Origin of the sequence: uncultured Sphingomonas sp. (genome assembly GCF_936927845.1) — a bacterium.
In the GTDB taxonomy this organism is placed as follows: Bacteria; Pseudomonadota; Alphaproteobacteria; order Sphingomonadales; family Sphingomonadaceae; genus Sphingomonas.
Genome location: NZ_CAKZHV010000029.1, coordinates 25206 through 48499 on the forward strand (window position 1 = coordinate 25206; position 23294 = coordinate 48499).

The 23294-nt window shown below is 69.2% G+C and carries 18 protein-coding genes; 9 read left to right on the forward strand and 9 right to left on the reverse strand.

Features of this window, described 5'->3' with window-relative positions; all coding sequences use genetic code 11:
* Nucleotides 1-17: 17 nt before the first annotated feature.
* On the reverse strand, nt 18-443 hold the full coding sequence (locus Q0579_RS03900) for an organic hydroperoxide resistance protein (protein WP_298809296.1): 426 nt from the start codon (nt 441-443) through the stop codon (nt 18-20).
* 147 nt (nt 444-590) lie between these two features.
* Between Q0579_RS03900 and Q0579_RS03905 the strand changes: the two genes are divergently transcribed.
* Entirely contained in the window at nt 591-1040 is a 450-nt protein-coding gene (locus tag Q0579_RS03905; RefSeq protein ID WP_298809299.1) for a MarR family transcriptional regulator, read from the forward strand.
* 45 nt (nt 1041-1085) lie between these two features.
* Here the strand turns inward: Q0579_RS03905 and Q0579_RS03910 are convergent, their stop codons facing one another.
* From Q0579_RS03910 to Q0579_RS03920, 3 genes are all read right to left on the reverse strand, one after another.
* Nucleotides 1086-1406, reverse strand: a complete 321-nt coding sequence (locus Q0579_RS03910; protein ID WP_298809300.1) for a hypothetical protein — start codon at nt 1404-1406, stop codon at nt 1086-1088.
* A 238-nt stretch (nt 1407-1644) separates the two neighbouring features.
* On the reverse strand, nt 1645-3240 hold the full coding sequence (locus Q0579_RS03915) for an isocitrate lyase (RefSeq protein ID WP_298809302.1): 1596 nt from the start codon (nt 3238-3240) through the stop codon (nt 1645-1647).
* A gap of 125 nt (nt 3241-3365) precedes the next feature.
* Nucleotides 3366-3521 (reverse strand): hypothetical protein, encoded by a 156-nt coding sequence (locus Q0579_RS03920; RefSeq protein ID WP_174191678.1) that lies wholly within the window; start codon nt 3519-3521, stop codon nt 3366-3368.
* Between the two features lie 168 nt (nt 3522-3689).
* On the opposite strand from Q0579_RS03920, the gene Q0579_RS03925 reads away from it, so the two are divergent.
* Nucleotides 3690-5087, forward strand: a complete 1398-nt coding sequence (locus Q0579_RS03925; protein WP_298809305.1) for a short-chain fatty acyl-CoA regulator family protein — start codon at nt 3690-3692, stop codon at nt 5085-5087.
* Between the two features lie 17 nt (nt 5088-5104).
* On the opposite strand, the gene Q0579_RS03930 is transcribed toward Q0579_RS03925, so the two are convergent.
* The gene (locus tag Q0579_RS03930) at nt 5105-6829 is read right to left on the reverse strand and encodes a DEAD/DEAH box helicase (RefSeq protein WP_298809306.1); all 1725 of its coding nucleotides are present in this window, start codon (nt 6827-6829) and stop codon (nt 5105-5107) included.
* A gap of 166 nt (nt 6830-6995) precedes the next feature.
* Here Q0579_RS03930 and Q0579_RS03935 point away from each other — a divergent pair, with 166 nt between their 5' ends.
* Together Q0579_RS03935 and Q0579_RS03940 are read left to right on the forward strand one after the other, a co-directional pair.
* Complete coding sequence (locus Q0579_RS03935; RefSeq protein ID WP_298809308.1) at nt 6996-8408, forward strand: hypothetical protein; 1413 nt, start codon at nt 6996-6998, stop codon at nt 8406-8408.
* 84 nt (nt 8409-8492) lie between these two features.
* Nucleotides 8493-8636, forward strand: coding sequence for a lmo0937 family membrane protein (locus tag Q0579_RS03940; protein ID WP_298809310.1), 144 nt, complete (start codon nt 8493-8495; stop codon nt 8634-8636).
* 5 nt (nt 8637-8641) lie between these two features.
* Here the strand turns inward: Q0579_RS03940 and Q0579_RS03945 are convergent, their stop codons facing one another.
* The 4 genes from Q0579_RS03945 to Q0579_RS03960 form a co-directional block, all read right to left on the reverse strand.
* The gene (locus Q0579_RS03945) at nt 8642-8935 is read right to left on the reverse strand and encodes a YciI-like protein (protein WP_298809312.1); all 294 of its coding nucleotides are present in this window, start codon (nt 8933-8935) and stop codon (nt 8642-8644) included.
* 16 nt (nt 8936-8951) lie between these two features.
* Nucleotides 8952-10316 (reverse strand): dihydrolipoamide acetyltransferase family protein, encoded by a 1365-nt coding sequence (locus Q0579_RS03950; RefSeq protein WP_298809314.1) that lies wholly within the window; start codon nt 10314-10316, stop codon nt 8952-8954.
* A 5-nt stretch (nt 10317-10321) separates the two neighbouring features.
* Entirely contained in the window at nt 10322-11326 is a 1005-nt protein-coding gene (locus Q0579_RS03955; protein WP_298809439.1) for an alpha-ketoacid dehydrogenase subunit beta, read from the reverse strand.
* 98 nt (nt 11327-11424) lie between these two features.
* Nucleotides 11425-12723, reverse strand: coding sequence for a 3-methyl-2-oxobutanoate dehydrogenase (2-methylpropanoyl-transferring) subunit alpha (locus tag Q0579_RS03960; protein WP_298809316.1), 1299 nt, complete (start codon nt 12721-12723; stop codon nt 11425-11427).
* 372 nt (nt 12724-13095) lie between these two features.
* Between Q0579_RS03960 and Q0579_RS03965 the strand changes: the two genes are divergently transcribed.
* From Q0579_RS03965 to Q0579_RS03985, 5 genes are all read left to right on the forward strand, one after another.
* Nucleotides 13096-13848 (forward strand): protein ImuA, encoded by a 753-nt coding sequence (locus Q0579_RS03965; protein ID WP_298809318.1) that lies wholly within the window; start codon nt 13096-13098, stop codon nt 13846-13848.
* Nucleotides 13763-16423 (forward strand): DUF6504 family protein, encoded by a 2661-nt coding sequence (locus Q0579_RS03970; RefSeq protein WP_298809321.1) that lies wholly within the window; start codon nt 13763-13765, stop codon nt 16421-16423. The genes Q0579_RS03965 and Q0579_RS03970 overlap by 86 nt, the downstream gene beginning before the upstream one ends.
* Before the next feature lie 123 nt (nt 16424-16546).
* Nucleotides 16547-19882, forward strand: a complete 3336-nt coding sequence (locus tag Q0579_RS03975) for an error-prone DNA polymerase (protein WP_298809323.1) — start codon at nt 16547-16549, stop codon at nt 19880-19882.
* 78 nt (nt 19883-19960) lie between these two features.
* On the forward strand, nt 19961-22438 hold the full coding sequence (locus Q0579_RS03980; RefSeq protein ID WP_298809325.1) for a PAS domain S-box protein: 2478 nt from the start codon (nt 19961-19963) through the stop codon (nt 22436-22438).
* Nucleotides 22439-22509: 71 nt separating this feature from the next.
* Nucleotides 22510-23145 carry a TetR/AcrR family transcriptional regulator gene (locus Q0579_RS03985; RefSeq protein ID WP_298809328.1) on the forward strand — a complete coding sequence of 212 codons (636 nt, stop codon included), beginning with the start codon at nt 22510-22512 and terminating at the stop codon, nt 23143-23145.
* Nucleotides 23146-23294: the final 149 nt, after the last annotated feature.

Here is a 23294-nt window from a genome sequence, read left to right on the forward strand (position 1 = left end):
CTCGCGCGGAGGGGGGCTCAGGCGAGCGTCAGACCGACATCCACATTGCCGCGGGTGGCATTCGAATATGGGCAGATCTGGTGCGCGGCGTCGACGAGCTTCTGCGCCTCGTCGCGGTCAAGGCCGGGCAGATCGACGACCAAGTCGGTCGTGATCCCGAAGCCACCTTCCGAGCGCGGGCCGATGCCGACGGTCGCCGTCACCTTGGTCTCGGCAGGCACCTTGACCTTCATCTGCGCACCGGCCGCCTTCAGCGCGCCGATGAAGCAGGCCGAATAGCCGGCCGCGAACAATTGCTCGGGGTTCGCCCCCTCACCGCCCGCGCCGCCGAGCTCCTTTGGGGTCGACAGCTTGACGTCGAGCACGCCGTTTTCGCTGCGCGCATGGCCGTCGCGGCCGCCGGTCGCGGTCGCCTTGGTCGAATATTTGACATCGACTGCCATGTTCGTGCTCCTCGTGCTTCGTTACGGTGCGACATTGTGTATCGCGATAACTTTTAGATAGGCGCGCGATCCGGCCTTGTCCAGCGCTTTGTTTATCGCGATATCGGTTGCGAAAGCCGGCGCAATGGTCGGCACCGGAGTTCACCCATGTCCGCCCCCCTGCCGCTCGATCAGCAGCTCTGTTTCTCGCTTTATGCCACGTCGATGGCCATCAACCGCGCCTACAAACCCCAACTCGACTCACTCGGCATCACCTACCCGCAATATCTGGTGCTGCACGCATTGTGGGAGGAGGACGGACGCACGATCGGACAGGTCGCGGAGCGGCTGGCGCTGGAATCGAGCACGGTGACCCCGCTGGTCAAGCGGATGGAGGCGGCAGGGCTGATGACGCGGACGCGCAACCCCGCGGACGAGCGGCAGGTCCAGGTACGCCTGACCGAGCGCGGACGCGCGCTGCGCGAGGAATGCGGGTGTCTGGGCGAAACACTGGTTGCGCGAACGGGTATGTCGTTCGCCGAACTCGACCAGCTCAACCGTCAGGTACAGGCGATGCGGGACGCGTTACAGGCAGCGAGCGCCCCGAAGCGCGCGTAGCGCGCGGGCAGAGATCAATTCCGTGCCCGCGCGAGGAAGACGGCGTCAGCGGCAGACGCGCACTTGGCGATGGTTGCGCCACACCACCCGGCAGCGGCTGTTGCCGTAGCCGTTGTAGCCGTAGCGACGATGATCGCCGCGATAGTTGCGATCGTGCCGTCCGTAATCGCGATGGTACCGCGCGTCGGGGCCGCGATGGTGACCGCGGTAGTCGCGGTGCTCGGGCCCACGCCCCGGACGATGATCGGGTCCAGGACCGCGGTCGTGGTGGCGGTCGCCGCGCGGACCCCGCGCGTCGGCGGTTGCAGAAACGCCCAGGCTGGCGATGACGAGGCCGGAGGCGGCGATGATGCGAGGAAGCTTCATGGACTAATACTCCTTACCCGATAAGCGGACGCCAAACGCCTAAGCTGCACGATCGGCACACAGGCTGAACCCGATTGTAGGGCAAGGTACAGGTTCGCGGGCGCGGGCAGCCGACAAGCGAACACCCGCGCCGGTCGACCGACGCGGGTGTGTACGCTGCCCGAAGCGGGGGGCGGGTCGGGCAGCGGACCTGTTAGCGACCATGGTTGTCAGGTAGCGAACCGGTTCTCCGCTGTCCTCAGGCTGCGAACTGGTTCATCGTATTGTGCGCGCCGCCGGCCTTCAGCGCCGCTTCACCGGCAAAATATTCCTTGTGATCGTCGCCGATGTCGGAGCCCGACATGTTCTGATGCTTGACGCAGGCGATCCCCTCGCGGATCTCGCGGCGCTGCACGCCCTTGACGTAGCCGAGCATCCCCGCCTCGCCGAAATACTCCTTGGCGAGGTTGTCGGTCGAGAGCGCCGCGGTGTGATAGGTCGGCAGCGTGATCAGGTGATGGAAGATGCCGGCGCGCGCCGCCGCATCCTTCTGGAAGGTGCGGATACGCTCGTCCGCCTGCGCCGCCAGTTCGGTGTCGTCATAATCCACGCTCATCAACCGCGCGCGGTCGTAGGCCGAGACGTCGCGACCCGCGTCCACCCAGGCGTCGAACACCTGCTGGCGGAAATTGAGCGTCCAGTTGAAGCTGGGAGAGTTGTTGTACACGAGCTTGGCGTTGGGCACGACCTCGCGGATGCGGTCGACCATCGACGCGATCTGTTCGATGTGCGGCTTCTCCGTCTCGATCCAGAGCAGGTCGGCGCCGTGCTGAAGCGAGGTGATGCAATCGAGCACGCAGCGATCCGCCCCCGTTCCTTCCCGGAACTGGAACAGGTTGGACGGCAACCGCTTAGGCCGCATCAGCTTGCCGTCTCGGTTGATGATGACGTCACCGTTGACGCTCGACAGGTCGGTGATCTCCTCCGCGTCGAGGAAGCTGTTATACTGGTCGCCGATATCGCCCGGCTCCTTGGAGAAGGCGATCTGCTTGGTGAGACCGGCGCCGAGCGAGTCGGTGCGGGTCACGATGATGCCGTCCTCGACGCCGAGTTCGAGAAAGGCGTAGCGGCAGGCACGGACCTTGGCGAGGAAGTCGTCGTGGGGCACGGTGACCTTGCCGTCCTGGTGGCCGCACTGCTTCTCGTCGCTGACCTGGTTCTCGATCTGGAGCGCGCAGGCGCCCGCCTCGATCATCTTTTTCGCGAGCAGGTAGGTCGCCTCGGCATTGCCGAAGCCGGCGTCGATGTCGGCGATGATCGGCACGACGTGCGTCTCGTAGTTGTCGATCGCGTGAATCAGGCGCTGCGCCTCGATCTCGTTTCCGCCCTCACGAGCCTTGTCCAATTCGCGGAACATCATGCCTAGTTCGCGCGCGTCGGCCTGCTTGAGGAAGGTGTAGAGCTCCTCGATCAGCGCGGGCACGCTGGTCTTCTCGTGCATCGACTGGTCGGGCAGCGGCCCGAAATCGCTTCGGAGCGCGGCGACCATCCAGCCGGAGAGATAGAGGTAGCGGCCCTTGGTGGTGCCGAAATGCTTCTTGATGCTGATGAGCTTCTGCTGCCCGATAAAGCCGTGCCAGCACCCCAACGACTGGGTGTAGTTCGCCGGATCGGCGTCATAGGCGGCCATGTCGCGGCGCATGATGCCGGCGGTGTATTTCGCGATGTCGAGTCCGGTGTTGAAGCGGTTCTGGAGCCGCATCCGCGCGACCGCCTCGGCGTCGATGCCGTCCCACGTACCGTTCTGGCGCCCGATCAACTGGGTGATCTGGTTGGTATGGTCCTGGTAGGTCATGATGTTCCCCTTGGTATGTGGTCGGGGCGCGTAAAAATGGTCGCCGACGCGGGAGCCCCGCGCCGGCGATCCACCTTTCCTCCCCAGGAACTTGGTGCCGCCCGCTTGGCCACGGGCGGGTCGCGTCAGCCGAGCCGGCCGAGGCGATGGTAGAGGTTGGAGAATTTGGCCGAGCGGGGGTCGTCCGCGATCTGGCGGACGTAATTCGCGACGGCTTCCTTCATCAGCCCGAAGTCTTCGGTCGAGAAGACGGCACGGCTGCGCTGCGGTTCATTCGGCATGGACGTTCTCCTCTGGTGTTGATCTGCCCGGCGGGTCGATTGCCGTTGCGGAGGTAATAAGCCCGCGACTTGGCGTGCGTGAATAAGGATTGACAAAGTTTCTTGTCGCACGGTGCGCCGAACCCGCGTAAAAGCTGTCATGTTGTAAATCCGTTTACAGGTTGAGCGATGGCGCGCGAGCAGGTGATGGGCGGGCACGCGGTCAGGCGGCTGAGGCGGCGTACCGGGCTGACGCAGGCGGCGATGGCGGAGATGCTGGGCGTGTCGCCGAGTTATTTGAACCTGATCGAGCGCAACCAGCGCGCGCTACCAACGGGTTTGCTGGTCAAGATGGCGGAGGTGTTCGACTTCGATCCGCGCGCGCTGGTGGCCGGCGAACCCGGCGGCGGCGCGGAGGCGATCCGGCGGCGGTTGGCCGATCCGCTGTTCGCCGACCTGGAGATCGACCGCAGCGAGGTGGAGGAATGGCTCGCCGCCGCGCCGGGCGGGGCGGAAGCGTTCGCACGCGCGTTCGACCGCGGCGGTGTGGCAAGCGCGGCGGCGCCGGGCGACGGCGATGATCCGACGGTCGCGGTCCGACGCGAGATCGATCGATGGCGCAACCACTTCCCCGACCTGGACAGCGCAGCGGAAGCGGTCGCCGACGAACTGCGGCTCGCGGGCGCGGACCTCTACGGCGCGCTAACCGAGCGGTTGCGCGTGCGCCACGGCCTCGCGATCCGTATCCTGCCCGCCGAGGTGATGCCCGACCATTTGCGCCGGCTCGACCTACACGCCCGGCAGTTGCAATTGGGCGAGATGCTGTCACCCGCCAGCCGGACGTTCGCGCTGGCGTTCCAGCTGGCGCAGTTAGAGGCGCGGACAGAGATCGACGCGCTGGCCCGCGGCGCGGCGTTCGCGAGCAGGGTGTCGGAGCGGCTGTTCCGGCGGCACCTCGCGGGCTATTTCGCCGCCGCGGTGATGATGCCTTACGCTCGCTTCCTGCGCGCGTGCGAGGGGAGCGGCTACGATCTCGCCACCTTGCAGCACCGCTTCGGCGCGAGCGTCGAACAGGTCGCGCACCGGCTGACCACGCTCTCGCGCGTCGGGGCGCGCGGGCTCGCGTTCTTCCTGCTGCGGATCGACCGCGCGGGTCAGGTGTCCAAACGTTACGCCGGGGCGAGCGGCGCGGCGCTGGTCGCGACCGACGCGCGCTGCCCGCTGTGGCGGGTGCATCACGCGTTCGATCGACCAGGCACGTGGCAAGTGCAACTGGTCGAGCTGGAGGACGGCGCGCGCTGGTTCACGCTGCAGGTCGCGGTGCCGGGGACGCGCTCGATCGGGGTCGGCACGGGCGCGGTCGCGGCGGAGTTCGCGCTGTCGATCGGGGTGCCGGCCGAACAGGCGACTACGCTGGCCGCCGCGCGCGGACTCGACCTCGTCGGGACGGCGACACCGATCGGGCTCGGCTGCCGCCAGTGCCTGCGCGCCGAATGCCCGCAACGCTCGCTACCGCCCGCCGCCCGCGCGCTGGTGATCAACGAACGCGAGCGGCGCATCTCGGCGCTGAGCTTCGCCGGCGACTGAGCGCAACCGCGCTCAATTCAGGAGCGGCGACCCTGCGGCTTGCGCGGGTTGGTCGGCCGTGCGCGATGCGTCGGCGCGCCGCGATGGCCACCGATACGCGGGGCGCCACGCGGCGCGCCGTTGCCGCCGGGTGCGGGGCCGTTGCCCGGCACGATGCGGATGCCGCTCTCGTCCTCGCCGTCCTCGCTCGCGGTGCGCTGAACCGCAGCGTTGAACTTCGCCGCAATCGCGCTCGGCACCTGGAACCACGTCTCGTTCGGGCCTATGCGGATCGCGCCGATCTCGTTGCGGGTGATGTGGCCGCGGCGGCAGAGCAGGGGCAGGATCCAGCGCGGATCGGCATTCTGGCGCCGGCCGATGTCCATCGCGAACCATTGCGTGTCGTCGAAGCCGGGGCGGTGGCGGTCGGCCTGCTGCGCGCGCTGCGCCTCGGGCGTCGCGGCGACCAGCTCCTCGGGCTCGGGTAGGCGCGCGCGGTGCGCCTGGACGAGCATCGCGGCGATATCCTCGGGCGACTTCTCCGCGATCAGTCGCTGGGCGAGCGCGCGATCCTCGTCGTCGATCTCCACCGGTTCGAGCAACTGCGTGACCAACCGCTCGCGGTCGCTGGCGCGGATGTCGTCGGCGGTCGGCGGGTTGGTCCACTCGACGTTGATCTTGGCGCCGCGCAGCATCATCTCGACGCGGCGGCGACGCGGATAGGGCACCAGCAGGACCGCGGTGCCCTTCTTGCCCGCGCGGCCGGTGCGGCCCGAGCGGTGCTGGAGCGTTTCCGCGTCACGCGGCAGCTCGACATGGATGACGAGGCTCAAGGACGGCAGATCGATGCCGCGCGCGGCGACGTCGGTCGCGACGCAGACGCGCGCGCGCTTGTCGCGTAGCGCCTGCAGCGCGGCATTGCGCTCGTTCTGGCTATGCTCGCCCGACAAGGCGACCGCGGCGAACCCGCGCTCGACCAGGCTGGCGTGGAGGCGGCGGACGTTGTCGCGCGTGGCGCAGAACAGGATCGCGGTCTCCGCCTCGTGCAACCGCAGCAGGTTGATCGCGGCGTGCTCGATATCGGCCGGCGCGACGGTCACCGCGACATAGGAGATGTCGCCGTGGCCGCGATCCTCGCCCTTGGTCTCGATCCGGAGCGCGTCCTTCTGATACCGGCGCGCGAGCGCGACGATCGGCTTAGGCATCGTCGCGGAGAACAGGAGCGTGCGGCGCTCGTCCGGGGTCGCGTCGAGGATTTCCTCGAGGTCCTCGCGAAAGCCCATGTCGAGCATCTCGTCCGCCTCGTCGAGCACGACCGCGCGCATTGCCGACAGGTCGAGCGCGCCACGCTCCAGATGGTCGCGCAGGCGCCCCGGCGTGCCAACGACGATGTGCGCGCCGTGGCTGAGCGCACGGCGCTCACGCGAGGCGTCCATGCCGCCGACGCAGGTGGCGATGCGCGCGTGGGTGGGCGCATAGAGCCATTGCAGCTCGCGACTGACCTGCAGCGCCAGCTCGCGCGTCGGCGCGATGATGAGCGCGAGCGGGGCGCCCGGCGCGGGGAGCGTGCCCTCGGGCATCAATTCGCCCGACATGGCGAGGCCAAAGGCGACGGTTTTACCCGAACCGGTCTGCGCCGAGACAATCAGGTCGCGGCCCAGCGCCTCGGGCTCGATCACCGCCACCTGGACCGGGGTGGGAGCGGCATAACCGCGCGCGGACAGCGCCTCGGCGAGAGGCTGGGGAAGGTTCGGGAAGGTCATGGGGCTTTCAAAATTGGGTCGGTGCGCGTTGGCTGCAAGGGCAGCACGCCTGTTCGGCGCTCGCGCATCTTCGTTCAGGACAAGTTCGGGCTGGTAGCGGTAAGACGCCGCTGTGTCGAGCAGGAACCCAGTGTCGCGCAATAGCCCCGTGTCTAGCAGGAGCCGGGTGTCGTCCAGAAAGGCCAGAAAGGCCAAAAAGGATCACGCGCGGCGCGTCGCCGCAACGATCGTGGCGCTGTTGGCGGCGGCGGCGCCGGTAGCGAGCGCCGCGCAGGTCGCGAGCGCCCCGCCCGACGTTCCGCCGGTGAGCGTGGCCGCACCAACGCCGGTCGCCCGCCCCACTGCCCCGCCCCCGCCTCTCCCGATCGCCCCCCTGTCGCCTGCCCGGCAGAGCGCGCCGGACGCGATCGCGCAGGATGCGGGCGAATATGCACGGCTGTTCGACGTGACGCTCGCCGAAGCGCGCGCGCGCTTGCTGGCACAGGAGGAAACCGTGCCGGTCACCGACGCGATCGCGATCGAGCTGGCCGACCGGCTGGCGGGCATCGCGATCGAGCATCGCCCAACGTTTCGCATCGTCGTGCTGCTGACCGGCGACGCGCCGGTGCCCGCCCGCACGGTGCTGGCGGGCGGGATGACGGTGCCCATCGTGTTCCGCACCGGCGCGGCGGTGACGCGCGGCGCGCTGGAACTCGCGCTCGCCTCGCACCAGGCAGAACTCGCCGCGGCAGTGGCGCATCCGCCCGGCATGGGGATCGACCTGGCGACCGGCGAGCTGGTGGTGATCGTCAACCCGAGCGATGCCGACCGCGAAGGCATGGCGGCGCTGACCAGTCGACTGTCGGGAATAGCGGGCGTGCCGGTCCGCGTGCGGACCGATCGCGTGGTCGCGAGCGCGAACATGGCGGCGGAAGGCGGCGCGCGCGTCGTCGGCGTCGATCCCGCGGACGGGCGGCGTTACGCCTGCACCACCGGCTTCGTCGTGACCGACGGCGCGCGGACCGGCATCGCGACCGCGGCGCACTGCCCCGACGAGCTGAGCTACATCGGGCCGAACGGCGAGCGGCAGGTCCTGCCGTTCGTCGGGCAATGGGGCTGGGGCTATCAGGACGTGCAGGTCAATGCGAGCGACGTGGCGCTGTCGCCCAGCTTCTTCGCCGACACGGCCAAGACGGTGTCGCGCGGGGTCGCGGGCCGGCGTGCGCTGCCGAGCACGCGGGCGGGCGACGTGGTGTGCCACCGCGGCGAGCGAACCGGCTATAGCTGCGCGCCCGTCGAACTGGTGTCGTTCGCGCCCGCGGGACAACTCTGCGGCGGCGCGTGCCTGCCGACGTGGGTGACGGTCGCAGGACCGAAGTGCCAGGGCGGCGACAGCGGCGCGCCGGTGTTCCTGGGCAATCGCGCGTTCGGGCTGGTCAAGGGCGGCAGCTATCGCAGCGATCGTAGCTGTGCGTTCTATTTCTACATGTCGACCGACTATCTGCCGACCGGCTGGCGGTTGCTGGAAGAGGTGCCGACGCCCTCGCCGCCACCCGCGCCGGCCCCGCCGTCGACCTATCCCGCACCCGCGGCACGCTGATGTAGATTATGTCGAAACATTGCTGGAGCGCGGAACGTGGTCGACGGCGATCACGTTCTCCGGGCGTAACGAAGGAGTGTTTCGATGTTGTGGACGATCGCCGTGATCCTGCTGGTTCTGTGGCTGCTGGGCTTCAGCCTTCACGTCGCGGGCGGGTTGATCCACATCCTGCTGGTGATCGCGATCATCGTCGGACTGGTGCAGCTGTTCACCGGCCGCAGGGTGTAGCGCGGCTAGCGGATCGGGATGGAGGCGGTCGGGCCGACGACGGTCTTCCACTCGTCAACGTGCCACGCGGTAACCAGTCCCTGGGTCACATACGGGTCGCGCGCGACGAACGCCTCCGCCGCCGCGGCGGAGGTGAACAGCAGCAGCGCCTGCGTCGGCGCGTCGCCCACCGCGCCGCCCAGCAGCAGGTCGCCCGCCTCGCTCGCCGCCCAGGCTAGTGCCAGATGTTCGCTACGCAGGCCCGCGCGCCGATCGAGGTAATCGGGCGCGAGGTCGTAGCGGAGCAGCCAGTGGGTCACGCGCCCGGTCCTCTGCTCAATCGGCGAACAGCAACACCGGGGTTTCGAGCAGCTTCTTGAGCGCCTGGACGTAGCTCGCCGCGTCCCAGCCATCGACGACGCGGTGGTCGCAGCTGATCGACAGGTTCATCAGCTTGGCGCGGATCACCTCGTCGGTCCCTGCACGGAAGACGGGGCGCTCGACGATCTTGTTGGGGCCGATGATGGCCACTTCGGGCCGGTTGATGACCGGCGTCGTCGCGATGCCGCCGAGCGGGCCGAGCGAGGTCACGGTGATCGTGCCGTTGCCGAGTTCATCAGGCTTCAATTTGTTCGCGCGCGCCGCCTCGGCCAGCCGCGTGATCTCGGCGGCGAGTTGCCACACGTTCTTGTCCTGCGCGTCGCGGATGACGGGCACGGTCAGCCCCGCGTCGGTCTGCGCCGCCATGCCGAGATGGACCCGGCCCGACCGCGTCACCACGCCCGCCTCGTCGTCGTAGCGCGCGTTGAGCATCGGAAAGTCCGGCAGCGTGCGGCAGATCGCGACGATCATCAGCGGCAGCATCGTCAGCTTGGGCCGGCTCCCGCGGTTGGCGTTCAGGTCGGCGCGAACCCGCTCCAGCTCGGTCACGTCGATCTCGTCGACGTAGGTGAAGTGCGGGATGTGGCGCTTCGACGCCGCCATGTTCTCGGCGATACGGCGACGCATGCCGATGACGCGGACCTGCTCGTCGTCGCGCGCGCGGCTGGTGTGCGGGGCATGATAGCCCTGCCCCGAGCCGTAGCGGAGATAGGCGTCGAGGTCGGCGTGGCGCAGGCGGTCGCCCTCCGCCTTCACCTCGGCAAGATCGATGCCGAGATCGCGCGCGCGGGCGCGGACCGCGGGGGAGGCGAGCACGGGACGTGCGGGCGTGGCGGGCTGCTCGATCGCGGGCGCACGCGGCGCGGGCGCTGCGGCCTCGTAGGCCGGGGTCTCGCCGCGCGCGTCGGCGACGCCGGGGTTCTCGGCCTCGACGTTGTTCGTCTCGGTCGCCGGGGCCAGTTGCGGCTGCGGGGTCGACGAGGTGTCGGAGGCAGCGGCTGCGGGCTTAGCCGGCGACAGGTCGCTGCCCGTCTCGTCGGTCGGCTGCGCGACCGCTTCGGTTTCGCCGCTCTCGGCCGCGTCGGTCTCGATCACCACCAGCGCGGCGCCGATCGACACCTGGTCGCCGACCTCGCCCGCCAGTTCGACGACGGTGCCCGACACCGGCGATTCCATCTCAACGGTCGCCTTGTCGGTCATCATGTCGGCGAGCTGCTGGTCCTCCTCGACGCGGTCGCCGACGGCGACGTGCCACGCGACGATCTCGGCCTCGGAGATGCCTTCGCCGATGTCCGGCAGCTTGAAGGTGAAACGCGCCATCGCCCTTAGTCCTTCAGAATCTTCTTGAGTGCCTGTCCGATACGGACCGGCCCCGGGAAATACGCCCATTCGAGGCTATGCGGATACGGCGTGTCGAACCCGGTCACGCGCTCCACCGGTGCCTCGAGGTGATAGAAACACCGCTCCTGCACCAGCGCCGACAGTTCCGCGCCGAAGCCCGCGGTCCGCGTCGCCTCGTGAACGATCAGGCAGCGTCCGGTCTTCTTCACCGACGCCTCGATCGTCTCGATGTCGAGCGGGACGAGCGTGCGCAGGTCGATGATCTCCGCGTCCACACCGGTGTCGGCGACGACCTGCGCGCAGACGTGCACCATGGTGCCATAGGCGAGCATCGTCACCGCCTCGCCTTCGCGCACGAGGTTCGCCTTGCCCAAGGGTATCTTGTAATAACCCTCCGGCACCGCGCCGGCGGGATGCTTCGACCAATTCTCCGCCGGGCGATCCCAGTGGCCGTTGAAGGGGCCGTTGTAGATGCGCTTGGGCTCGAAGAAGATCGTCGGATCATTGTCCTCGATCGCCGCGATCAGCAGCCCCTTGGCGTCATAGGGGGTCGAGGGGATCACCGTCTTGATCCCCGACATGTGCGTGAACAGCCCTTCGGGCGACTGCGAGTGCGTCTGCCCGCCGAAGATGCCGCCGCCGAACGGCGAGCGCACCGTGATCGGCGCAGTGAACTCTCCGCTGGAGCGATAACGCAGCCGCGCCGCCTCGCTGACCAATTGGTCGAGTGCCGGGTAGATGTAATCGGCGAACTGGATTTCGGGCACGGGCCGCAGGCCGTAGGCGCCCATGCCGACCGCGACGCCGATGATCCCGCATTCGGTGATCGGCGTGTCGAACACGCGCGTCTTGCCATATTTCTTCTGCAATCCCGCGGTCGCGCGGAACACGCCGCCGAAATAGCCGACGTCCTCGCCCATCACGACCACGCCCGCGTCGCGCGCCATCATGACGTCCATCGCGGAGTTGATCGCCTGGATCATGTTCATGCGGGTGGTGTCGCCCGCCTGATCGGTTCCGGTCTGTTCGATCTCGGCCTGATCGGTCCCGGCCTGTTCGTTCATGGCAGCTTCCGTTTCAGCCATCGTCACTTCCTCGCCCACGGCCGACCGCTCGCTTCTTCCTCGTCGATCATCTGCTGGCGCTGCTCCTGCAAGTGCCAGGGCATGTCCTCGAACACGCCGTCGAACAGCGTGTCGAGCGGCTGGTGCAGGCCGTGGCCGAGGATGCCGTTCTTCTCGGCCTCTTTCTGCGCCGCCTTCACCTCTTCCGCGACCTCGCGGTCCATCGCCGCGTGACGCTCGTCGTCCCACTCGCCGATCGCGATCAGATGGTCCTTCAACCGCGTGATCGGATCACCCAGCGGCCACGCCGTCGGCTCGCCCGCCGAGCGGTATTGCGTCGGATCGTCGGAGGTCGAGTGCCCCTCGGTGCGATAGGTGAAATGCTCGATCAGCGTCGGCCCCGCATTGGTGCGCGCGCGCTCCGCCGCCCAGGCGGTCGCGGCATAGACCGCGAGCGCGTCATTACCGTCGACGCGAAGCCCCGCGATCCCGTAGCCGACCGCGCGCGCGGCGAACGTCGTCGCCTCGGCACCCGCGAACCCCGAGAAGCTCGAGATCGCCCACTGGTTGTTGACCACGTTGAAGATGACCGGCGCGCGGTACACGGTCGCGAACGTCAACGCGGAGTGGAAATCGCCCTCCGCCGTGCTCCCCTCGCCGCACCAGGTCGCCGCGATCTTGGTGTCTCCTCGCGACGCCGACGCCATCGCCCAGCCGACCGCCTGCGGATATTGCGTCGTCAGATTGCCCGAGATCGAGAAAAAGCCGAACCGTTTCTCCGAATACATGATCGGCAGCTGCTTGCCCTGCAGCTTGTCGCCCTTGTTCGAATAGATCTGGTTCATCATGTCGACCATCGGGCAACCGCGCGCAATGAGCAGCCCCTGCTGGCGATACGACGGAAAGCACATGTCCTCGTCGTCGAGCGCGTGCGCGGCGGACACCGCCACTGCCTCCTCGCCCAGCGATTTCATGTAAAAGCTGGTCTTGCCCTGGCGCTGCGCGCGAAACATGCGTTCGTCGAACGCGCGCACGGTCGCCATGTGGCGCAGCATCCGCCGCATCTTGTCGGGCGAGAGTTGCGGGTTCCACGGGCCGACCGCCTGATTGTTCTCATCCAGCACCCGCACCAGCGTATAGGCGAGATCGGTGAACTGGCTCGCGGCCTCGGCGGTGTCGGGTCGGCGCGCCGCACCCGCGGGTGGCACCTCGACGTCGGCGAAGTCGACCGCGTCGCCGGGACGGAACTTCGGCTCCGGGACATGGAGCGAGAGGCGGGGCAGATTGGTACGGGCGTCGCTCGCCACGGGACTCTCCATCATGCACTCGTTGGTGAGCGCTTCGGACTGCCTTAGGCGCATTTGTAATTATATTTCAAGGGCACTCGCCCGATCCGGGTGGCAGCCCCTCGCGCGATCGATCCGGCAAGGTGCAGCAAGATCGTAACGGTCTGCCATGCATCGACGGCTGCCTCGCATGCGTTGCCGCAATATCGTCGGCAACAAAGCTGCGGTGGACCGGGGACGGTTGTCATGCCGCGGCGATCGCCCGCAGAAAAAATATCCACAGCCAAATGCCCGGTGTGGGACGAACACCGTCGCCCGGCGGATTGACACGCGTGAGTTCACGAGAACAAAATAGGAACAAGTAACGCAACGAGTCGTATCACCACCGTGTCACAGCCGGAACCATCCATGGATACGCAATCGAGCGTGCTGGCGCAGCTGCGCGAAACGCTGCGCGCGATCGAAGGCGACGGGCACCGCCGGCGGCCGGTGCTGCCGTTCGGTGTCGGCGGGATCGACTCGCGGCTCGCCAACAGCGGGCTGAGGCTCGACGCGCTGCACGAGATCACCGCGGCGACGCCGTCGCTGGGCGACGACGCCAGCGCGACGTTGTTCATGGCCGGGATCGCGGCACGTGCCTGGGGACCGGTGCTGTGGGTGGTGCGCCGCCGCGACCTGTTCGCGCCCGCGCTCTACCAGGTCGGGCTCGCGCCCGAACGCGTGCTCTATGCCGAGGCCGCCGACGATGCCGAGGTGCTGGCGCTGATGGAGGAAGGATTGCGCCACCGCGCACTCGGCGCGGTGATCGGCGAGGCACGCCGCGTCGGCATGCCCGCGACGCGCCGCTTGCAACTCGCCGCCGAGGGTGGGCGCACGATCGCGCTGCTGATGAAACGCCACGCGCGCGAGGGCACGGACACGCTCGGCGCGCCGTCCGCCGCGGTGACGCGCTGGCGCGTCGGCTCCGCACCCTCGGCACCCCTCGCCACCCCCGGCATCGGGCGCGCGCGCTGGCACGTCTCGCTCGTCCGCCAGCGCGGCGGCGAACCTTTTCAACTCACAGTGGAGGCCAGCGATGAAACGGGTCGCATCGCTCTACCTGCCAACTTGGTCGATCGACCGCGTGCGGCGGGCGGAGCGGCAGCATACGCCGCCGCCTGAACGCGGCACGGTCGCAGGCGCGGAGCTCGCCGCACTGAAGCGCGCGAGCGATGCCGAACAGGGCGGCAAGCAGTGCGACGCGCCGCGCAACAGCGGCTGGCGCCCCGGCGCGCGTTGGGCCCGTAGCGAGGCATCGGCCGCGGACGCGCGCCCGTTCGACAGACCGCTCGCCGGCAAGGACGAACGCGCGGGCGGGGCAAGCGCGTGCTGGGCGGGCGAGACGCGCGCCGACGTCGAACGGCGGATCGCGCGCATGGAGGCGCACCAGCGCCCGCCGATGCGCGAGATGGGTCGCCGCAGCGAAGCGGCGGAGCACGCCTTCAAACGGTTGCCCGGTGACGACGGCAACAAGGCAAGCGGCTGGCCCGAACCCGGCACCGCAGCCGGCATGGTCGCGGTCCGCTTCGGCGGCGAAGGCATGCGCCCGACCTCCGTTCAACGCCGGCGCGACCCGGTTGTCGCGTCCGAGCCGGCATCGCCGCGCGACAATGCGTCGTCACCGGCGCTGCCGAGCAGCCCGGCTGCATCCGGTGCACTACCCCGGCACGTCCGTCGATCACGAGAGCATGGCTTATCAGTCGCGGACACAGCGCCAGTCACGATGATGCAGCCGCACGCGCGGCCGCTCCGGCTCGTGGGCACGGATGCCGATGGTCGCCCGGCTCCGGCGACGCAGGATTGCCCGGCGACGACCGGACCAGTCGCCGCCGCGGGCACGTCGCACGAGCACGTGCAGACCGCCTTGCCCGCGCTTCGCCCGGCCGTCGCCGCGATCCGCTATCCCGGCGACGGACCGCATCCCGACAAGCTGAGCGGGAAGAAGTCGGGCGGCGGCAAGGGCGTGGGCGAGCGCCGCGTGACCGCTGGTCGCATCGGATCGAACGACGCGGGCGCGAGCGTGCTGCCGGTTTCGCCCTTTTTCGACACCGGGCGCAGCACCGCGGGCACGCTCGCGCGCGTCTGCCCCGCGGATGGCACGTTCGACCCCGCCGGTCCGACACGCGCGTGGTCGGGCAACGGCGCGCAATCCGCCCCACACCACGCGCCGCTCGTCACCGTGCACAAGATCGGCAGCCGGATCGAGGTCGCCGCCGCCTGCCCCGCCGCGCGGCTGCTGGGGATCGATCCCGGCATGGCGCTGACGCAGGTGCGCGCCGCCACCCCCGAGGTGCGCGTCCGCGACGCCGATCCGGCGGGCGACCGTGCCGCGCTCGACGCCCTCGCGGTGGCGCTGGCGCGGCGCTGGTCGCCGTGCGTGTCGGTGTCGGATGCGCCACCCGCGGCGACCGGCGGCGAGGCTGGCGGCGGTGAGGCCGGGCTGTTCATCGACCTGACCGGGGTCGCGCACCTCCAGGGCGGCGAGGAGGCGATGGCGCGCCGGATCGTGCAACTGCTCGCACGGCTGGGGATCGCCGCGCGCGTCGGCATCGCCGATACTCCGGCGGCGGCCTGGGCGCTGGCGCGGTTCAACCCCGGCCCGGTCACCGCGCTGCCGCCCGCGCACGGGATCGCGCCCTTCGCCGATTATCCGGTAACCGCACTCCGGCTAGAGGCGAGTGCGGTGGAGTTGATGCGCCGTCTGGGGATCGACCAGGTCGGCGCGCTCGCCGCGATGCCGCGCGCGCCGATGGCGCGCCGCTTCGGACACGGCGTCGCAACCCGGCTCGACCAGTTGATCGGCGCGGTCGCGGAGCCGGTCGCGCCCGTCATCCCGCGCGATCCGGTGATGGTCGAACAGCGCTTCGCCGAGCCGATCCTGACCGCGGAGCCGATCGCCTATTGGATCGCGCAACTGAGCGACCGGCTGGTGCAGCGCCTGGCGCAACAGGGGCGCGGTGCGCGCGCGTTGGTGCTCGCGCTGACGCGCGTCGACGGCGCGGTGCAGGCGGTACGCGTCGGCTTCGCGCGCGCGACGCGCGACGCGCCGCACATGCTGCGGCTGCTCGCGCGGCGGATCGAGCTGATCGATCCGGGTTTCGGGATCGAGATCATGGCGCTCCACGTGACGCGCGACGAACCGCTCGGTGCCGAGGCACTCGCGGGCGATCTGGAGGAAGCGGTGCCCGATCTCGCCGCGCTGGTCGACGCGATCGTCAACCGGATCGGCGAGGCGCGGCTGTGGCGCACGTGCGCGGTCGAGAGCGACGTGCCCGAACGCTCGGTCGCGGGCGCCGCGCCGCTCGACCGCGCCACGAACCCGCACGCGCGGCTGGTCCGCGACGATGTGCGCCACCTCGACACGCGCGGGGCGGCGCACCCGTGGCATCCGCGCTGGCCGCGCCCGGCGCGGCTGCTGCGCCGGCCCGAGCCGATCGACCACGTCATGGCCGAACTGCCCGATTCCTATCCCAAGCGGTTCCGCTGGCGCGGGCAGATGCACCAGGTGGTGCGCGGCGACGGGCCCGAGCGGATCGCGGGCGAATGGTGGCGCCGCGTCGCCGAGCGCCAGGCGGTGCGCGATTATTTCCAGGTCGAGGACGAGGCAGGCCAGCGTTTCTGGCTGTTCCGCCGCGGCGACGGGCAGCGCCCCGAAACCGGCGACATGACGTGGCATCTGCATGGCACGTTCGGGTGAGATCGCGCGCCACCGCGGCGCGTGCGGTCCGCGCGCCGCGGTGGCGCCATCTACGCGCGGGGCGGAGCGCGATGTAGCCGCCACGCGCCGTGTGCGCGGCCACCTCCCCCCTCGCGGTCGATCATGCGCGGCACGGGTGCGCCGCGCGTGACCTACAGCGAGCTTCAGGTCACGACGCATTTCTCGTTCCTGCGCGGTGCGTCGTCGTGCGAGCAGTTGTTCGCAACCGCCGCGGCGATGGGGATGCCCGCGCTCGGCATCACCGACCGCAACTCGGTCGCGGGCGTGGTGCGCGCGCTCTACGCCGCCGACGAGGTGCGCCGCGACACCGGGCTGGTCATCCGCTCGATCCCCGGCTGCCGGCTCGACCTGGTGTCGGGCGATTCGCTGCTGGTCTGGCCCGAGGATCGTGCCGCCTGGTCGCGGCTGACGCGGCTGTTGTCGCTCGGCAAGAACCGCGCCGACACCAGGCACGGCGAAAAGGGGCAGTGTTTCCTCCACTGGGAGGATGTGGCGGCGCACGCCGACGGGCTGGTCGCGGCGCTGGTGCCGGGCGACGGCGTTTCGGCCGATGAACCGGGCGGCGCGGGCGTGCCGCCGGCGCGCGCGCTGCGCTGGATGGCCGATCTGTTCGGCGCGCGCGGCCACGTCTGCCTGACGCATTGGCATCGCCCTGGCGAGGAACGACGCCTTGCCGACACCGCACGGATGGCGCGACGCCACGGCCTGACCCCGCTTGCCACCGGCGACGCGCTGTTCCATCACCCCGACCGGCGCATGATGCAGGACGTGCTGACCGCGATCCGCGAGAAATGCACGATCGACGAACTGGGCTTCCGCCGCGAACGCAATGCGGGGCGCCACCTGCACCCGCCGGCCGAAATGACGCGATTGTTCCGCGCGCACCCGGACGCGCTCTCCGCGGTGGAGGCGGTGGTGGAGCGCTGCACCTTCTCGCTGCGCGACCTCGATTACCAATATCCCGAAGAGATCGTGATGAACGGCCGCACCGCGCAGGAGGCGTTGGAGCGGCTGGCGCGCCAGGCGCTCGCGAATCGTTTCAACGGCGCGCCGCCCGCGGCCTATACCAGGCTGATCGAGCACGAACTCGCGCTGGTCGGGCGGATGAACTACGCCGCCTATTTCCTGACGGTGAACTCGATCGTCACCTATGCGCGTTCGGTCGGCATCCTGTGCCAGGGCCGCGGATCGGCGGCCAATTCGGTGATCTGCTTCGTGCTCGGCATCACCTCGATCGATCCGGTCAAGCACCAGTTGCTGTTCGAGCGCTTCGTCTCGGAGGAACGCCGCGAACCGCCCGACATCGACATCGATTTCGAACACGAGCGCCGCGAGGAGGTGATCCAGTGGATTTACGAAACCTACGGCCGCGACCATGCCGCGCTGACCGCGGTGGTCAGCCGGTTCCGCACGCGCGGCGCGATCCGCGAGGTCGGCAAGGCGCTGGGCCTGCCCGAGGACATGACCGCCGCGCTCGCGGGTCAGGTATGGGGCTGGTCGAGCGAGGGCGTGCCGACCGAGCATGTCGAGGCGCTCAACCTCGATGCAGGCGAACCGCGCCTGGCGCTCGCGCTCGAGCTCGCACGCGACCTGATCGGCACGCCGCGCCACCTGTCGCAGCATCCCGGCGGTTTCGTGCTGACGCGCGCGCCGCTCCACGACCTCGTCCCGATCGAGCCCGCCGCGATGCCCGACCGCCACGTGATCGAATGGGAAAAGGCCGATATCGAGGAACTCGGCTTCATGAAGGTCGATATCCTGGGGCTCGGCATGCTCGGCTGCATGCGGCGCGCGTTTGACCTGCTCGCCGCACACAAGAACACCGCGCTGACGATGGCGTCCGACGACCTCCAGCACGACGATCCCGCCACCTTCGCGATGATCCAGGAAGCGGACACGCTGGGCGTGTTCCAGATCGAGAGCCGCGCACAGATGAGCATGCTGCCACGCATGAAACCGAAGGAATTCTACGACATCGCGATCCAGGTCGCGATCGTGCGGCCGGGGCCGATCCAGGGCGACATGGTCCACCCGTATCTGAAACGGCGCGAAGGACTGGAGAAGGTCGAATATCCCAACGACGCGCTCGCCGCGGTGCTCAGGAAAACGCTCGGCGTGCCGTTGTTCCAGGAACAGGCGATGCAGGTCGCGATCATCGGCGCAGGCTTCTCCCCCGGCGAGGCGGACCAGCTTCGCCGCGCGATGGCGACGTTCAAGATGACGGGCGGCGTCGGCCCGTTCCGCGATCGCTTGATCAAGGGCATGCGGAAGAACGGCATCACCCAGGCGTTCGCCGAGCGGCTGGTCAAGCAGATCGAGGGGTTCGGCAGCTACGGCTTTCCCGAAAGCCATGCGGCGAGCTTCGCCAAGATCGCCTACGCCTCGTCGTGGATGAAATGCCACCACCCCGACGTGTTCTGCGCCGCCCTGCTCAACGCGCAGCCGATGGGTTTCTACGCGCCCGCACAGATCGTGCGCGACGCGCGCGCGCACGGCGTCGTGATCCGCCCGGTGTGCGTGATGGAAAGCGAATGGGACACGAGCCTGATGGGTTTGATGGCGCCCCCAACCCTACCCCCGTCCCCACGCACGCTCCTGCCGCTCAGGCTCGGCCTGCGCGTGGTGCACGGTTTGTCGGGAGAGGACGCCGGACGCATCCTGACCGCGCGGGCCGAGCGGCGCTTCTCCTCGGTCGATGATCTGTGGCGCCGCTCGGGCGTGCCGCTCGCGTCGCTCGAAAAGCTCGCCAAGGCGGACGCGTTCGCCGGGCTCGGGCTCGACCGGCGGCAGGCCTTGTGGGCGATCCGCGGCCTGGGCGAGAAACCGCTGCCGCTGTTCGCGGGCATCGAGACGCGCGAGGCGTCGGTCACGCTCACCCGGCTGACCGAGGGGCGCGAGGTGGTGGAGGATTACCGCGCGATGCAATTGTCGCTGCGCGCGCACCCCTTGCGCTTCCTGCGCGGATTACTTTCCGAATGCGGCATGGTGCCGTGCGATACGCTGGAACACCGCAACGGCACCTGGGTCGAAGTGGCGGGCATCATCCTGGTGCGGCAGCGTCCGGGCAGCGCCAAGGGCGTGCTGTTCCTGACGATCGAGGACGAGACCGGGGTCGCGAACGGCATCTTGTGGCCCGACCGGTTCGAGGCGCAGCGCCGCACCGTCATGTCCTCCGCGATGGTGTCGTTGCGCGGGCGGGTGCAAAAGGAGGGTAAGGTGACGCACGTCATCGTCGACCGCGTGACCGACCTCACCCCGATGCTGCGCACCGTCGGCGACATCGACCTGCCGCGCCTCACCGCGCCCGCGGACGGGGTGACGAGCGGCGGCACCCCCGATGCGCGCGATCCGCAATGGCGACCGCCCGTCCGCTCGGACTATCATTTCCGCGACCGTGCCGAGCCCGCTATCCCGATCAAGAGTCACGATTTCCATTGATCCGCAGGATAGCGATGGCGGGTCCGTTGCGGCCCGGCTATGCACGTGACACCACGTCCCCACTCTCCCCGCGAGCCCATGCATCCCGACCCGACGCCGACCGGTCCGCTGCCGCGCGCGCTGCGCTTTCTGGCGGGCGGGGGCGCGGCGACCGATCTGATCCTGGCGCGCGACTGGCGCGAGCATCCGCTGGGCGAGCCCGCCGACTGGCCGGTCGCGCTCAAGACCGCGCTCAGCCTGATCCTCAACTCGCCCGAATCGATGATCCTGAGCTGGGGCCGCGAGGACCTGTTCTTCTTTTTCAACGAAACCTATTTCCCGCTGCTCGGCCCCCGGCTCGACTGGGCCATGGGCGCGCGCTTCGACGAGGTCTGGGCCGATGCGCTCGAACAGGCGATGCCGATCGTGCGCGACGCGTTCGAGGGCCGCAGCCAGCGCTTCACCGACCTGCCGTGGAAACTCGACACCGATCGTGGCGCGGCGGACACGTGGTGGACCTTCTCCTATTCGCGTGTTCTGGACGAAGCGGGCGAGATCGCCGGGCTGTTCATCTTCACCAACGAGACAACGACGCGCGTGCTCGCCGACGCGGCGCTGCGCGAGAGCGAGGAACGGCTGCGGCTGGTGATCGAGGGCGCGACCGATCACGTCATCTTCACCACCGACCCCGGCGGGGTCATCACCAGTTGGTCGGCGGGTGCGCAGGCGGTGCTCGGCTGGACGCCCGCGGAGGCGGTCGGTCGGTCGGCGTCGATGATCTTCACACCCGAGGATCGCGCCGCTGGCGCCGACGTGCGCGAACTGATCACCGCCGCGCGGGACGGTTGCGCCGCCGACGAGCGCTGGCAGATGCGTCGCGACGGCACGCGCGTGTACCTGAACGGGTCGGTCCATCCCCTGCCCGCCGACGCGCAGGGGCAGGAACGCGGCTTCATCAAGATCGCGCGCGACGAAACGCAGCGCCGCGCCGCGCGCAAGCAATTGGAAGAACTCGCCGCGACGCTGGAGCGCCAGGTCGCCGAGCGGACCGCGGATCGCAACCGGTTATGGCAATTGTCGAGCGACCTGATGCTCGTCGCGCGCTTCGACGGCACGATCGAGGCGGTCAATCCGGCGTGGACGCGCATGCTCGGCTGGGAGGCGCACGAACTGGTGGGTCAAAGCTTCCTGCCGCTGACGCACCCCGACGACATGGACCGTACCGCCGCCGCCGCGGCCGGGATCGGCGCGGGTGAGGCACATACGCGCTTCGAGAATCGGTATCGGCACAAAGACGGCAGCTACCGCACCGTTATCTGGGCGGCGGGCCCCGGCGACGGGCTGATCATCGCGATCGGCCGCGACGCCACCGAGGAGCGCGCGCAGGCCGACATTCTGGCGGCGACCGAGAGCCAGTTGCGCCAAGCACAGAAGATGGAGGCGGTCGGCCAATTGACCGGCGGCTTGGCCCACGATTTCAACAATCTGCTCACCGCGGTGACGGGCGGGCTCGAACTGCTCGATCACCGCATCAAGGCGGGGCAGTACGACAAGCTCGATCGCTACATGACAATGGCGCGCACCGGCGCGCAGCGCGCGGCGGCGCTGACGCAGCGGCTGCTCGCCTTTTCGCGTCGGCAGACGCTGGCGCCGACCGCGACCGACGCGGGCGTGCTGGTGGCGGGTTTGATCGACATCATCGACCGCACGCTCGGCCCCGCGATCGAGCTGAGCGTCGAAACCGGGCGCGACCTGTGGCCGGTACTGGTCGACGCGCCGCAGCTCGAGAATGCGCTGCTCAACCTGTGCATCAACGCGCGCGACGCGATGCCCGATGGCGGCCGGCTGGCAATCGTAACCGAGAACGTGACGCTCGACGCGCCGACCCCCGCGACGCAGGACCTGCCCGCGGGCGATTACGTCGCGCTCCACGTCGCGGACACCGGCACCGGCATGTCGCCGGACGTGATCGAGCGCGTGTTCGACCCGTTCTTCACCACCAAGCCGATCGGCGAAGGCACCGGGCTGGGTTTGTCGATGATCTACGGCTTCGTGCGCCAATCGGGCGGGCAGGTGCAGGTGCGATCGGTGGTCGACGAGGGCACGACGATGTCGCTGTTCCTGCCGCGGCTCGTCGGCATGGACGGCACGGCGGTCGCACCGACCGTATTGGTACCGCACGCGCCCGAGCAGTCGGCGGCGGAGGAGCGCGGGCGCACGATCCTGCTGGTCGAGGACGAGGCCGCGATCCGTGACCTGGTGAGCGAGGTACTGGGCGATGCGGGCTACCGCGTGCTCTCCGCACCCAACGGGCCGAGCGGGGTGGCGATGCTGCAGGGGGCCGGGCCGGTCGACCTCCTGATCACCGACGTCGGGCTGCCCGGCGGGCTGAACGGGCGCCAGGTCGCCGATGCGGGACGCGCGCTCCGCCCCGCGCTGCGCGTCTTGTTCGTCACCGGCTACGCCGCCAACGCAGCGATCGGCGCGGGGCAGCTCGAACACGGCATGGCGGTCCTGACCAAGCCGTTCGACACGCATGACCTGAAGCGGCGTGTGGCGGAGATGCTGGCGGACTGAGCCTGTGCGGGACACGGCGGCAACCCCCTGCGACTGGACTCTCAGGCAGTTTCAATTATATACCAAGCGTTATGGAAATTGCCGTCACTGATGCACCTGCCACGACGCCGTGCGCCGCGCCCAAGGGTCGCCCGCGCGAATTCTGCGTCGACACGGCGCTGACCGCCGCGCTGGGCGTCTTCTGGTCAAAGGGCTATGAGGGCGCGACGATGGCGGATCTCACCCAGGCGATGGGGATCACCAAACCGAGCATCTACGCCGCGTTCGGCAACAAGGAAGCGTTGTTCCACAAGGCGCTCGACCTCTATGAGGCGGAGAAGCTGGCGTATACGCGCGAAGCGTTGCAGCAGCCGACCGCACGCGCGGTGGCGGAACATCTGATGCGCGGTGCGATCGCGGCGCAGTCGAACGATTGCGGCCCGGGCGGCTGCCTGCGCGTCATCACCTCCAGCGCGTGCGGCAGCGAGGGCGAATCGATCAAGGCGGACGTGATGAAGCGCCGCGCCTCGTCGCAGGCGGCGTTGGTCGAGCGGTTCCGCACCGCGCAGGCCGAAGGCGACCTGCCCGCGCATCTGGAGCCCGAGGCGTTGACCGCGTACATCTACGCGCTGGTCCAGGGCATGGCGGTGCAGGCGGGGTCGGGCGCGACGCGCGCCGATCTGGAGCGCGTGGTCGACACCAGCCTGGCGATGTGGCCGACGCGCTGATCGTGGTCGATCGAATTATTTTACCGCTCGGTATACAAAGCTGTTGACCTGAGCCGCGGCGGTTTCTATACCGCTGAGTATAGAAACGGTAGCTTACCTTTACCGGCGAGCCACCATCCACCCACGACCGGTTCGCCGATCGTCATCAA

Bases quoted from the DNA above. Each gene is read 5' to 3' on its own strand.
- Q0579_RS03975 (WP_298809323.1), top strand. From the start codon at position 16,547: ATGCGCGGCACGGGTGCGCCGCGCGTGACCTACAGCGAGCTTCAGGTC.
- Q0579_RS03900 (WP_298809296.1), bottom strand. From the start codon at position 443: ATGGCAGTCGATGTCAAATATTCGACCAAGGCGACCGCGACCGGCGGC.
- Q0579_RS03915 (WP_298809302.1), bottom strand. From the start codon at position 3,240: ATGACCTACCAGGACCATACCAACCAGATCACCCAGTTGATCGGGCGC.
- Q0579_RS03910 (WP_298809300.1), bottom strand. From the start codon at position 1,406: ATGAAGCTTCCTCGCATCATCGCCGCCTCCGGCCTCGTCATCGCCAGC.
- Q0579_RS03930 (WP_298809306.1), bottom strand. From the start codon at position 6,829: ATGACCTTCCCGAACCTTCCCCAGCCTCTCGCCGAGGCGCTGTCCGCG.
- Q0579_RS03950 (WP_298809314.1), bottom strand. From the start codon at position 10,316: ATGGCGCGTTTCACCTTCAAGCTGCCGGACATCGGCGAAGGCATCTCC.
- Q0579_RS03960 (WP_298809316.1), bottom strand. From the start codon at position 12,723: ATGATGGAGAGTCCCGTGGCGAGCGACGCCCGTACCAATCTGCCCCGC.
- Q0579_RS03980 (WP_298809325.1), top strand. From the start codon at position 19,961: ATGCATCCCGACCCGACGCCGACCGGTCCGCTGCCGCGCGCGCTGCGC.
- Q0579_RS03955 (WP_298809439.1), bottom strand. From the start codon at position 11,326: ATGAACATGATCCAGGCGATCAACTCCGCGATGGACGTCATGATGGCG.
- Q0579_RS03920 (WP_174191678.1), bottom strand. From the start codon at position 3,521: ATGCCGAATGAACCGCAGCGCAGCCGTGCCGTCTTCTCGACCGAAGAC.
- Q0579_RS03905 (WP_298809299.1), top strand. From the start codon at position 591: ATGTCCGCCCCCCTGCCGCTCGATCAGCAGCTCTGTTTCTCGCTTTAT.
- Q0579_RS03970 (WP_298809321.1), top strand. From the start codon at position 13,763: ATGAAACGGGTCGCATCGCTCTACCTGCCAACTTGGTCGATCGACCGC.
- Q0579_RS03965 (WP_298809318.1), top strand. From the start codon at position 13,096: ATGGATACGCAATCGAGCGTGCTGGCGCAGCTGCGCGAAACGCTGCGC.
- Q0579_RS03940 (WP_298809310.1), top strand. From the start codon at position 8,493: ATGTTGTGGACGATCGCCGTGATCCTGCTGGTTCTGTGGCTGCTGGGC.
- Q0579_RS03925 (WP_298809305.1), top strand. From the start codon at position 3,690: ATGGCGCGCGAGCAGGTGATGGGCGGGCACGCGGTCAGGCGGCTGAGG.
- Q0579_RS03985 (WP_298809328.1), top strand. From the start codon at position 22,510: ATGGAAATTGCCGTCACTGATGCACCTGCCACGACGCCGTGCGCCGCG.